The organism is Ruegeria sp. BI11, from assembly GCF_056538005.1.
The window spans coordinates 196288-208882 of record NZ_JBQFSM010000001.1; the positions used below are offsets into that span (position 1 = coordinate 196288).

A 12595-nucleotide genomic window follows, 5' to 3' on the forward strand; every position below is an offset into this window, starting at 1 on the left:
GATCAGGCCCTCAGATCGGTCTGATCGACACCGATCCGACTGATGTCATAGGGCGTAGTCCCGTAAATCTCGCTGATCCAGTTGCCATAGAGCAAATGCGCATGGCTGCGCCATCTGTTCTGCGGTGTCTGGGTCGGATCGTCGTCCGGGTAGTAGTTCATCGGCACGTTAATCGGCGTGCCGTTGGCAACGTCGCGGTCATACTCTTGTTTCAGAGTATCGCTGTCATACTCAAAATGGTTGAAGATATAGAGCGCGCGATGACCTCGATCTTCGACCAGACAAGGCCCAACATCGTCGCTACCCAGCAGCGTCACCAAACCATCGGCGTCATCGATCTCACCCTGTTTCATCTCGGTCCAGCGGCTGACCGGGATTACACAATCATCCGAGAACCCGCGCAGGAAAGGCGAGGCCGGATCAAGGTTCGCATGCCGGAAACAGCCAAACGCCTTGGCGTCCAGCATATGTTTCTTAACGCCGTGGAAGTGATTGATCATTGCCATCCCACCCCAGCACACGCCAAAGGTCGAGTGCACATTGGTCTGGGTCCATTCGAATACTTCGCGCAACTCTTCCCAATATGTGACGTTGTCGAACTCCAGATGCTCAATTGGGGCACCTGTGATGATCAGACCGTCAAATTTCTCATGCTTCACCTCTTGGAAGGGGCGATAGAACTCGGCCATGTGCTCGGCTGCAGTGTTCTTGGTGCGGTGTTCGGTCATGCGGATCAAAGATAGGTCGATCTGCAACGGAGTCGCCCCGATCAGGCGGGCAAACTGGTTTTCGGTCTGTATCTTTTTAGGCATCAGATTCAGCAAACCGATCCGCAGGGGGCGGATGTCCTGACGCATCGCCTGATCCTCGGCCATGACCATGACGCCCTCTTGCGTGAGAACGTCAAATGCAGGCAGGTCGGAGGGAATCTTGATTGGCATCAGGTGCAAGCCTTTGGAGTTACAGTGTAGAGGCGGTAATTAAGCCCGGTTGGCGCGGGTCTCAAGGGTGCGTTCGATCAACTCATCGAAATCTGCGGCATCACGGACCTTGTGTATGTCCTCAGCGGTGACCGTCACGCCCCAATTGTCCGCCATCGATTGATAGCGCGGCTGGCGGTGCGCCAGTGCCTGCGCATAAGTCCACCGGATAAATTCGTTAGGGTCCACGTCTTCCGAGCGACAGTCGTGTTGGATCAAGTAGTCGTCCCAGACTCGGATCAAAAATTCGGGCTGATAGGACATCGGCTTGGGCGCTTTGTCGAAACGGCGGATCAGCTCTGCGGTATGGTCCTCATCACCTTGAATCCAGATCATCAGCGTCTGCCGAGATAGTTCTGACAAGACGTGATCTGTGGGGTTTTCCGGGTCTACCCATTCGCAGATCGAACCACCGGTGTCGCAGATGAAATGCGGGTATTTGTACAGGCGCTGCGCGCGGTCGATGAAGTATTCGGTATCCAACAGAGCATGGATTTCGGCCTGCCTGAATTGTTCCTGCCTACGCTTGTATTCGGGCAGATCCAGACCACCCAACGCCGGGTTTCCGGGTTTGCCCAGATAAGCGGCAACAGGTGTTAGATTCTCGAAAGAGATATTTGACCCGATAAAAATCGAATCCGACAATAGAAGTTCGCGTAGGAAGGGCACTTTCATCGCTTCGGCCTTGGCGTTGTCAGCGATGTATTCACCCATGTACCGGGTACCGATGCGGTAATCGATCGAATAGTGGAACCAGTCACCCGAGTCGCGCAACACATTCGACACATAGGTCTTGCCCAGCCCGGACATACCAAAGAACAGCACCTTTTTTCGCGCTGCTTCGCGCCAGTCTTTTGCCGAGCCGTAGATCATTGTCCGCCATCCCTCTTTCAGACCTAGCTAAAACGGGCAGCGGGCGGCGTCAATCTCGTGTGCCTGAACGGTTGAGGATCAGTAGCCCCAGCGCGAGGATCGCAAAGCCCAAATAAGCTTGTGGGAGCAGGGCCTCATCCCGCAGAACCGCGCCTAAAACGATGGCGACCGGGGGAATGACCAGAGTAACCAGCATCAGATTGCCCGCTCCGGCCATGGCAAGAACCCGGTAATACAGCAGGTATGCGCCAGCCGTTGCAATCACAGCATAATACCCGATTGCGGTCCATGTGATCAGCGGCAGGTTCAGACTGGGCACACCGTCGATCATCAGGGTAAGGGGCATGATCAGCACGGTCGACCCGGTTAGCATTCCTGCCGCAGCAACTACGGGAGGTAGATCCGACAAAGTGGCACGCGCCCAGGCCCCGGCCAGCGCGTACGAAATCGTACCGGCGATGATGGCGAGTTGAGCAATGCTCTGCAGGTTGAACGTCGCAAAATTTCGCAACCCGATTGCCGTTGCGACCCCCAGAAACCCAAGCCCTACACCAATGGCGCGTGAACGGGTCAGGCGCTCATCCTTGAAAAACAACGCTGCTATGATGACTCCGAAGATTGCTGTCATGGCGTTCAGGATCGAGGTTAGGCCGGTCTCGATATAAAGCTGCCCCCAGGCCATCAGAGAAAACGGAATCGCGTTGTTCAGCAGCCCCATCACCAAGAACGCTAGCCAAATACGCGGGCTGCGCGGCACAGTTAAGCGCTGGAAACGGACCACCAACCAAAGCACCAGCATGGCCCATAAAACGCGATGCAAAACTGATGTCATCACCGGAATCGTGTCCAGCGCGATCCGAATTGAAAGAAACGAGGCACCCCAGATCACGCCGAGCAGAATGAGCTCGGTCCATGCGCGGGCGGAGAGGTGTTTTTGTGCAGCCATGCCTAGTTTTTTGCATTCGAACTAGATTCTATCGACCCGGAACTTGCGCAAAGAAAAACCCCACTAGAGAGGCGGGGCATTCCAGATCTTGTAGATTGCTCTGACCGCTTAGAAGGTTGTGTCTTCCAGCGTTGTCAAGGCGTTGTGGCGTGGAGCCATGGCAGCACCCGCGACGCTGTTGAGCGGTGTCGCCGAAGTACGACCGCCAAGAGGGAAGGTCAGGCCGAAGCGAATTGAATCGATATCCAAGTTGGCGCCGCCAGCGTCGATATCCGATCTGGCCAGTTCCAGTGACACCTGGGCCGGGATTTCGCTGATCTCAAGCAGATTATAGTCCACGCCGATGCCCAGGGTTGTGAGGTCCAAATCGAGGTCCTTAAACGACTGATATACGAGACCTGCATATGTTCCCCAGCCGCTGTCGAATTGGTAGTAACCGCCCAGGCCGATACTGTAGAGATCAAGGTCTACACCACCTCCAGACACGTCGCTGCGGACATAGTGACCGCCGAAAACTGCGCTATCCGACACCTGATAGCGGAACCGCGCGCCGAAATCGGTCCAATCCGCGCCACCGGGCAGGCTGGGGGATGTCTCCGATTCACCGATCCACGCCTCGAACCCGGCATTTTCGATGACATACCCGCCCGAGATACCATACGAAGTAACATCGCTGGACAGGTTGAAACCCAGACCGGTATCGAAATCGGAATCGGCGTAATCAAGATAGCCACCCAGAACACCGCCGTTATCAAACTGGTAATTCAGCGTTGTGCCCAAATCCAACAGGGAAAGATCCCCAGAAAGGTTGTCAGGATCAGCATTGTAGTACTTGGTGTCAAAGCCCCAATGCAGGCCGTTGTCAAAGCTTAAAGTTCCGGTGAAATCTCCGGTGAATGTACCGAAATCGCCACCGCCGTTGGATATGGAAGATTGCCCGTAACCCAATGTCGCGGCACCGTGAAATTCTTGCGCCCCTGCAATTGTCGGGATCAGTGAAATCATTGCTAAAATTGAGGTTTTGCCTGGATTCAACAATTTGATGTCCTCTTCTTTTTGTTGTGCCGGTCCCCTAGTTGATCCGGTCAGAAACGGACAGAGAGAATATCATTGTGAGATTGTAAGGCCGATGAATTCACTGAAACTGTGGCTTAACTGCAATGGGGTTTCTGGAAGGCATATTTTGGCAGACGCGCAAAGAAAAACCCCGCCGGAAAGGCGGGGTTAATCGTTTTTTGTTCTGCGGATCAGCCCAGCGAATAGGTGATCTGAAAGCCGACGCTCCACGCGCTGTTGCCGGTGAAATCGGCCGTAACGCCGCCGGCTCCGTCTGCGGTCGCATCTCCGATATCAGTGTATCGGACACCGCCAGAAATTTTTGCCTTTTCCAAAGTATATGTGCCGCCAACGCCAATGCTCCAGAACCCGTCAGTTGGGCTCAGGTTGGACACTGGGATTCCTTCGTCGGTTTCATAGCCTAGGGTAAAGGCACCAGCGAACTCGTCAGTGAACTGGTAGCCGAGACCGAGAGAGTAGGTATATGTCGCGTTTTCATAGTCAACGAGAGATTGACCAACGTTAGCAGTGTAGACTGGGGGCGCCAGATCCAGTTGTGGCCAATCGACCCAGCGGATCGAACCAAACAGCAAGGTTTTGGGGGCTACGCCCGTCTGGAAATCCAAGTTGACCGATTGCGGTGTGTCAACTTCTGTCGACGTCTCAAATGAAGCGCCTCCAATGACTTCGGTCTGCGACAGGCTATGAGTGATTTTGGAATTGTACGTTAACGCGACCCGCGCAGCAATTTCCGGCTTCTCCCACGCCACGCCGATCAAATACCCAAAGTCAACTTCACTACCAGCATCAAACGAGTAGTCACCGACAATTGGAACACCAATCTTCGCCTCGGATACGCGTTGAACACGCACACCGCCCAACGCGCTGAAACCATTGTCAAACTTGTACCGCAACAAGGCGGTAATCGCGTCAATATCAGCCTCGGCCCTGAGCGAATTGGCCTGGAAAGGATTGAACGGGTTGATCGAAAGTGGGTATGCGGACGAATAGGCGATGTCAGCGCCGAATGGCTCATCGTAGATGATCGCTAGGTCGATTTGTTCAGTTAACGCGGTTTTGAACCCCAGATGTGGTGTGAAGAAATCACTGGCGATATTACCCGAGTCGATGGGTTCACCGGCGCCAAATATATTCGGCATGGTGCCGCTTACATCCGGATCTGTATAGCTCAGGCCGAATTGAACAACCGTTCCTTCTTCGAAAATCAGGTTGATGCCCTGACCGCTCCGGTCGATGCCCCCGGCGTAAGCCCCCGTTGTCCCAACGCACACCGCGCACGCCTGTAGAAGCGCTTTTTTCATTCTGTCCTCCCTAAAGGTGTCCTGTTCTTCAGACCGGGTTGCTGAGTGGTGAAGACCGATCTGCCTTATGGTGCTCGATACTTTCTTGAGGGTTACTTTATCGTCAACTAGTGACGGTGCGTTATTTCTGGTGAGTCTGGCGGGAAACTGTTGCCAAACTGTTACGATTTTCAGTGTGAACGTTCAGAAAGATACCGGCAAAGATCACGACGGCCCCCAGCAGCGTCCAGTGATCCAGTGGCTCGTGATAGAGAATCATCCCCACCACCGCGATGGTGGGCAGGCGGACAAAGTCGAACGGTACAACCACGGTCGCAGGGGCAATGGCCAGAGCGTTGGTGATACAATAATGCGCCAGCAATCCCGCCAATCCTACAAGTACCAGGAAGGGGATTGTGTTTGCCGTCGGCAGAGTAATCTGCCCATCGATCCCTGCGGCCATCAACCCCAAGACCGCCTGCATGACGGTCAGCCAGAACATGATGCAGCCAATGCTGGCAAAGCGGGTCAGGGTCTTGGTGGAAATAGTTGTAAAGGCAAAGAATACAGCGGAAAGCGCAGCAGTCAAAATGCCAGTGCTTAGTGGCACAGCGCCGGGACGCGTGATAATCAGAACGCCGGCGAACCCAATCAGGGCCGATAGCGCACGCACAGATGTCAGCCGCTCACCAAGCAGCAGCGGTGACAGCAGGATCACCCAGATGGGTTGTGTAAACTCAAGCGCAAAAACCTGTGCCAGAGGAATGACGGTTACTGCATAGAACCACAAATTCTGACCAATAAAATGTGTCAGGTTTCGAATACCGTGCAGCCCTAGCCTGTAAGTCGAGACCTGATGCCATTTGCGCGTCAGTGTCAGTGCTAGCGCTACAACGCAGATACCGACAAGGCTGCGGTAGAACATGATTTCGAATGTATCATGGGTGACGCTTAGCTCGCGGCCAGCAATAGCCATAGACGAGAAGGACGCAATTGCCCCCGTCATCCAAAGCGCTGCCCGAAGTGTGTCGTTCACTGGGTAACCGAAATTGAAGCCGCATCCAAATTTAGCTTTTCGAGGAGTTCCCTGCCGGTTGCCTTGGCTATATCCTCACGTCCCCATGGTTCGAAATCACTAAACAATTCCGGAAGGTTAGGACTACTGGCAAGAACGAAACCGTCGAAACTGGTCGTGTGCTTCTCAAAAGGAGAGTGTGCTTCAATTCGATAACCAAAGCCCTTCATTTGATTTAGGACAGTGTTATGTAGTTGCTCGCTGTGAGTGGAAATAAACACATAGTCAGCTTTGTGATTGGCAAGCGTCTCGCTCGCTTCTTGCAACATATCTTTTTCATAACCCTGAATGTCGCAGTGTAAGATATCCAGTCTATCCACTTGTTTTTCTTCCATAAATGTATCTACTGAAAACTGGCCTTTTGCAACAAATGCCTGAATGAATTCTCCGTCGTAGCCATTTATCTCAAAGTTTTTTTTGCCGGCTTCAAGGTTTTGTTCTTCCGGTTCAACCATTGTGCAATCCGCGTCTGGATACACCAATTTCAACCACATAGAATAGTGCGCCCAATAGGCACCTAATTCGACCATTCTAGGTTTGGTTGAGTGTATTTTTTTCAAGACCTGTTGAAAACAGAATTCTTCCAAAGGTTCGTGAACGCCGCGATTAGAAATCAGAACCTCCGAGAACTCTCCATAATAGGAAAAGTCGCCACTGGCGGGTACTCTATTTCCATTGTGGAGGATAACTCGCCCTTTGCGATCAACATATCCAGCATTGGGCACTCTATCGATTAAGAGGTTTAGTGGATCGGAAATCACATCTCTGGCACGTTCTTGAAACGAACGGCCTTTCTCAAGGATATCTCCATCGGCAAATTTCGACCAATCGGGTGAAGTTGAGGCATCCAAAATAGTGTCTTGAGATAGTACTGGAGACGGGACTTCTTCGGAGTTTTTTTCAATGAGCTTGTAGCCGAAGTAGCCGACAATACGTGAAATAAATCTATTCATTATTTGTTCCATTTGGTGTTTAGAATGTTAAACTGAAACACAAAATACTGCCTTGGCTATGACCTAACGTACCAGTGATCCCACTTTGACGTTCCTTCAAAGACACGTTTGTAGCCGTGCTTGGAAAGCAATTCGAAAACTTCGTCACCCATTTTCGTGAAGTTGTGCTCGCACGTGATGATGTCGATATCATACTTCGAGAAATCGAAGTTCTTTAGGATTTCGTATTCGCTGCCTTCCGTATCAATCGAAAGATAGTCGATTTTTCGCGGCGCGTTGTGGCGTTCTAGAAGGTCGTTCAAAGAAACCGTTTGAACTGAAATAATTTCGCCGGCTTTTCTTGTTTCCGCGTGGTGATCACTGTTCGAGAACGAATTTAGTGTCGAGAGTTCACCCTCATTCGCCATATTGAACTCGAGTGTTTCTCCGGTCTTTGTCCATACGCAATCGAAATCCAGGGAGGCATTCCTATTCTTCTTCAGGTCATCGTGCCACATGGGTGCTGGCTCGGCTAGAATACCTGTCCAGCCGAAGGACTTCTCTAGTAGGTAGGTATTGCTGAGACCAAGACCGTTGGTGGCACCAAATTCAACGAAGAAGCCACCGGTTTTGAACTTGGTCTGCAACAAGACAAAGATATCTTGTTTTAGCTGTGCTTCAGACTTTTCCTGGCATCCTGCGGCAACAAGGGCCAAATCCATCAGATTGGGGATCTCTTTGTTGCATTCGCGAAGCTTAGCTAGCTCGCTCTGCATCTTCTCAACCTGTTTGTGCAATTGATTGGTTTGTTTGCGCAGCTGTTCTGCAGTCGAATTTGAGCGCTCAAGTTCCTTAGTCAGGGTTCTAGCGGACGAATTTGCCTTCGCGAGGTGTTCAGACAAACTATTAAGCCTGTTTCGCACGGCATCAGTTCTTTTTATTCGGATAATTTCGTGTCCGAATATGCGGATGCCCTTTTTCAGCGAACGCACTTCCATCACGAGTCCCCCATGTGTTGCCTTATCGTAGGATTTATTCCCACTCGATCGTCCCCGGAGGTTTCGAAGTGATGTCATAGGTGCATCGGTTGATGCCTTTGACCTCGTTGATGATCCGCGTGGCGGTCTCACCGAGGAATTCGTGGCTGAACGGATAGTAATCGGCTGTCATGCCATCGACTGACGTCACGGCACGAAGTGCACAGGCATAGTCATAGGTACGTCCGTCACCCATTACGCCGACTGTGCGAACCGGGAGAATAGCCACAAATGCCTGCCAGATGTCATCATACAGACCGTGTTTGCGAATCTGGTCGATATAGACAGCATCGGCCTCGCGCAGGATTTCCAGTTTTTCCCGGGTGATCTCACCGGGGCAACGGATCGCCAGACCCGGTCCGGGGAAGGGGTGGCGGCCGATAAAGCTTTGCGGCAGGCCGAGTTCGCGGCCCAGGGCACGAACCTCGTCCTTGAACAGTTCGCGCAGGGGCTCGACAAGTTTCAGGCCCATCTTTTCCGGCAGGCCACCGACGTTGTGGTGCGATTTGATGGTGACCGACGGACCGCCCGAGAACGAAACTGATTCGATGACGTCGGGGTAAAGCGTACCCTGAGCCAGGAATTCCGCCCCTTCGATCGTGTCGGCATGTTTCTGGAACACGTCGATGAATAGCTTGCCGATGATCTTGCGCTTGGTTTCCGGGTCGGACTGGCCGTCCAGTTCGCCAAGGAACAGGTCGCTTTCATCCGCGTGTATAAGCTGAATGTTGTAGTTGTCGCGGAACATGCCGACAACTTCTTCGGCTTCGTTCTTGCGCAGCAGTCCATGATCGACAAATACGCAGGTTAGCTGATCGCCAATCGCTTCGTGAATCAGGATCGCCGCGACCGAGCTGTCGACGCCGCCGGACAAGCCACAGATAACCTTTTTGTCGCCGACTTGTTCGCGGATCTTTTCGATCATCTGTTCGCGATAGGCACCCATTGTCCAGTCACCGCTGAACCCGGCCAGTTTCACGAAGTTTTCGTACAGTTTCGCGCCTTTGGGCGTGTGGTGCACTTCGGGGTGAAACTGAACGGCATAAAAGTGACGGTTGGTATCAGCCGTGATTGCATAAGGCGCATTGGGCGAGGTGCCGAAGACCTCGAACCCGGGGGCGATTTCGCTGACGTGATCACCGTGGCTCATCCAGACTTGTTCGTCACCATCCGCGAACCAGCCGTCAAGAATATCCAATTGGTTTTTCGGAGTGACAAAGGCGCGACCAAACTCGGCAGTGCCATGGCCGCTTTCGACCTTGCCGCCAAGTTGATGCATCATCACCTGTTGGCCATAGCAGATGCCAAGGATCGGCACGCCGTAGTCAAAAATCTCTTGCGGGGCGCGGGGAGACCCCTCGCGCGTCACGCTGTCTGGCCCGCCTGAAAAGATCACGGCCTTGGGCGCCATTTCGCGCACAAAGTCCATCGTGACTTTCTGATAGGGGTGGATTTCGCAATAGACATTCAACTCGCGCAGGCGGCGTGCGATCAGCTGCGTCACCTGGCTGCCGAAGTCGATGATCAGAAGGCGGTCATGGGATGTCTGGCTCATGACTGGCTCTTAGGTTGCGCGGCGGTTATGTGCAAGCGTTATGAAGGCGATTTCAGCCAGATGCATAGGGAGATTGGATCAATGACCGTCATTCGTTTCAGGGATGCAACGCAGGATGACGTCGAGGCGGTGACTGGCTGCATAAGGGCTGCCTATGCCAACGCGCGCGAAACCATAGATGATCTGCCCGATGTAACCGGAGGTTTGGCGGAAGAAATTGCAAAGCACCGCGTGGTTCTGGCCCACGATGAGGACCGATTGGCCGGTGTGATTATTTTTGCCCAACAAGGCGTTGCGATGAAGGTTTTCAACCTGGCCGTATCACCGTCGGCGCAAGGGCAGGGGATTGCCGGAAAACTATTGTTACGCGTAGAGGCCAACGCGCGCGAGGCTGGTTGCACCCATTTGGAATTACGAACTCACCGACTGATGCGGGACACGCGGGCAATTTATGCGCATCTTGGGTGGGTTGAAATCGACGTGGTAGGAAACACGGTTGCGATGCGCAAAGACCTCTGAGGGTTGTCGGCCTGTCAATTGAGATTCCTCACGAACATCCAGAGGTATAACGCCACCAATTTCGGTCGCGGCAGGGAGGTTTCGCTCAGCTGACGGTTAGATGATTTTTGCGATTCCGGTCCCATGCTTCTATCATGTGCGTCAGGAAATAGGGGTCAAAACAGGATCGAATGGGCGATCATGTCGCTTTTACCCCTATTGCGCCGTAATCCACGTCTGGTGTGATCTGCGGTTCCGGTAACACAATTTGCAACGTGAACATGACTAACGGGATTATCTCATGGCAGAGGCAAACACCCGACGCAGAGCCAGAGGCGGTGGTGGTGCCGCCCGCAGGGCCGAGCGCACCGCAGTCCGTATCGAAACTGCGAAATACATCGAACGGAATATTCCGAATTTCGAGGTTCTAAACGAAGAAGCGTTGGAGATCATCGAAACCAATGCGGAAACCATTCTGGCCGAGGTTGGCGTAAATTTCGTCGACAATCCGGGCGCGTTGCAGCGCTGGAAAGACGCCGGTGCCGATGTGGATGGTGAACGTGTCCGCATTCCGCGCGGTCTGGCACGAGAGCTGATCAAAACGGCCCCCAGCCAGTTTACCCAGCATGCGCGCAATCCCGAGAAATCGGTTGTCATCGGTGGCCGCAATCTAGTGCTTGCACCGGTCTATGGTCCTCCATTCGTGCGCGACGCACAGGGTGGTCGTCGTTACGCAACCATGGACGATTTCAACAAGTTCGTGAAACTGGCCTATATGTCCAAATGGTTGCACCACTCGGGCGGAACCGTATGCGAACCGACCGACGTACCGGTGAACAAGCGTCACCTGGACATGTTGATGGCGCATATGACCCTGTCGGACAAGCCGTTCATGGGTTCGGTCACCGATCCCAGCCGGGCGCAGGATTCGGTTGAGATGTGCGAAATCCTGTTCGGCAAAGAGTTCGTTCAGGAAAACACAGTGATGACCTCGCTGACCAACATCAACTCGCCGATGACCTTCGACGACGTGATGATGGGCTCGCTTGAAGTTTACGCGGCTAACAATCAGGCCTGCATCATCTCGCCCTTTATCGTCGGTGGTGCGATGGCGCCGGTTTCGGTGGCAGGTACTCTGACACAGGTTCTGGCCGAGGTGCTGGCCGGTGTGGCGTACAGCCAGATTATTCGCCCGGGAGCTCCGGCAATCTTTGGTGCATTCGTATCGTCGATTGACATGAACTCGGGCGCGCCGACCTTTGGTACGCCCGAAGCGTCGATGGTCACCTATGGTGCGGGTCAGCTGGCGCGACGTCTGAACCTGCCGTTCCGCTCAGCGGGATCGTTCTGTGGTTCGAAGCTGCCTGACGCACAAGCAGCGTACGAAACTGCAAACTCGCTGAACATGGGCCTGATGTCGGGTGTGAACTTCATGCTGCACTCGTGCGGCTGGCTCGAAGGTGGTCTGGTCGCGGATTTCGAGAAGTTCGTCATGGATGCTGATCAGTTGGGCGTTCTGCATGGCCTGGCCAAAGGTGTGGCCTACGACGAGAACGCGCAGGCGATGGACGCGATCCGCGAGGTCGGTCCGGGCGGTCACTATCTGGGTTGTGCTCATACGCAAGCAAACTTCAAAGATGCGTTCTGGAAGTCTGAAATGCTGGACTACAAACCGTTCGAAACCTGGGAAGATGAAGGTGGGCGTGACACGCGCCAACTGGCGACTGCCCGAGTCGAGCATTTGCTGGCCAACTATCAGCAGCCGCAACTCGACCCGGCAATCAATGCTGCTCTTAACGAGTACATTGATAAGAAGAAAGCATCCATGCCGGATGCCTTCACCTGATCACTGATACTGCGCGGCGCGGCTGGCCTGAAACAGCTGCGCCTCGCCCAACAACGCGATTAGCAGGTCCAGATGACGGACCAGCGAATAGGCTGCGTCCTCTTCCACGCGCTGCGCGTTAACTTCCCGTTCCATTTCCATCAGCCGCATCAGTGCCGCGCCTGTGCCAGGTAGCGATCCATAGCCAAGGATGCGCTGCAGGTGCCGATCCCGGTCATAGTCCTGCGCCCCGTGTTTCGCGGCCCGTGCCAACAGGCGTGGACGGCGGAGGGTGGTAATCATGGTCATCAGGTCCTGCATTCCGGGTGTTCCTTGTGTGAGTGAACGTCCCTGAATGTGTCGCACAACCTTAGCGGGTGTTGCCTTGATTGAGTTCGCGCCGAACTATGGCTTCATGAGTGTTTATGTTTTTGAATCAAATCTGGTCCTTGTCACTGCGGGTTAACGAACGAGTAACGAAAGCGACTCTAGTTAGAATTGGTTAACCAATTCACCG

Annotated in this window: 12 protein-coding genes; 2 read left to right on the forward strand and 10 right to left on the reverse strand. The window is 53.5% G+C overall.

The genetic code is table 11. The features are described 5' to 3' along the window. Nucleotides 1-2: 2 nt before the first annotated feature. The 9 genes from metA to guaA form a co-directional block, all read right to left on the reverse strand. Nucleotides 3-941: a homoserine O-acetyltransferase MetA gene (gene metA / locus ACR0DT_RS00895; RefSeq protein WP_480708938.1), complete on the reverse strand. Its 939-nt coding sequence runs from the start codon at nucleotides 939-941 to the stop codon at nucleotides 3-5. Nucleotides 942-980: 39 nt separating this feature from the next. Further along, nucleotides 981-1853 carry an ATPase gene (locus tag ACR0DT_RS00900; protein ID WP_480708939.1) on the reverse strand — a complete coding sequence of 291 codons (873 nt, stop codon included), beginning with the start codon at nucleotides 1851-1853 and terminating at the stop codon, nucleotides 981-983. 49 nt (nucleotides 1854-1902) lie between these two features. Beyond that, on the reverse strand, nucleotides 1903-2799 hold the full coding sequence (locus ACR0DT_RS00905) for a DMT family transporter (RefSeq protein ID WP_480708940.1): 897 nt from the start codon (nucleotides 2797-2799) through the stop codon (nucleotides 1903-1905). Nucleotides 2800-2907: 108 nt separating this feature from the next. Then, nucleotides 2908-3804 (reverse strand): hypothetical protein, encoded by an 897-nt coding sequence (locus ACR0DT_RS00910; RefSeq protein WP_480708941.1) that lies wholly within the window; start codon nucleotides 3802-3804, stop codon nucleotides 2908-2910. Between the two features lie 242 nt (nucleotides 3805-4046). Next, nucleotides 4047-5177: an OmpP1/FadL family transporter gene (locus ACR0DT_RS00915; RefSeq protein WP_480708942.1), complete on the reverse strand. Its 1131-nt coding sequence runs from the start codon at nucleotides 5175-5177 to the stop codon at nucleotides 4047-4049. 121 nt (nucleotides 5178-5298) lie between these two features. Next, a complete protein-coding gene (locus ACR0DT_RS00920) occupies nucleotides 5299-6192 on the reverse strand; it encodes a DMT family transporter (protein WP_480708943.1) in 894 nt (297 codons plus the stop codon). Further along, a complete protein-coding gene (locus ACR0DT_RS00925; RefSeq protein ID WP_480708944.1) occupies nucleotides 6189-7184 on the reverse strand; it encodes an FkbM family methyltransferase in 996 nt (331 codons plus the stop codon). The genes ACR0DT_RS00920 and ACR0DT_RS00925 overlap by 4 nt, the downstream gene beginning before the upstream one ends. A 56-nt stretch (nucleotides 7185-7240) precedes the next feature. After that, entirely contained in the window at nucleotides 7241-8161 is a 921-nt protein-coding gene (locus ACR0DT_RS00930) for an FkbM family methyltransferase (protein WP_480708945.1), read from the reverse strand. A 34-nt stretch (nucleotides 8162-8195) separates the two neighbouring features. Continuing rightward, nucleotides 8196-9755, reverse strand: coding sequence for a glutamine-hydrolyzing GMP synthase (gene guaA / locus ACR0DT_RS00935; protein WP_480708946.1), 1560 nt, complete (start codon nucleotides 9753-9755; stop codon nucleotides 8196-8198). Between the two features lie 81 nt (nucleotides 9756-9836). On the opposite strand from guaA, the gene ACR0DT_RS00940 reads away from it, so the two are divergent. Both ACR0DT_RS00940 and ACR0DT_RS00945 read left to right on the forward strand, forming a co-directional pair. Then, nucleotides 9837-10274 carry a GNAT family N-acetyltransferase gene (locus ACR0DT_RS00940; RefSeq protein ID WP_480708947.1) on the forward strand — a complete coding sequence of 146 codons (438 nt, stop codon included), beginning with the start codon at nucleotides 9837-9839 and terminating at the stop codon, nucleotides 10272-10274. Between the two features lie 280 nt (nucleotides 10275-10554). Continuing rightward, complete coding sequence (locus ACR0DT_RS00945) at nucleotides 10555-12099, forward strand: trimethylamine methyltransferase family protein (protein ID WP_480708948.1); 1545 nt, start codon at nucleotides 10555-10557, stop codon at nucleotides 12097-12099. Here ACR0DT_RS00945 and ACR0DT_RS00950 read toward each other — a convergent pair whose 3' ends face one another. Further along, complete coding sequence (locus tag ACR0DT_RS00950; RefSeq protein ID WP_170375086.1) at nucleotides 12100-12399, reverse strand: DUF6477 family protein; 300 nt, start codon at nucleotides 12397-12399, stop codon at nucleotides 12100-12102. Nucleotides 12400-12595: the final 196 nt, after the last annotated feature.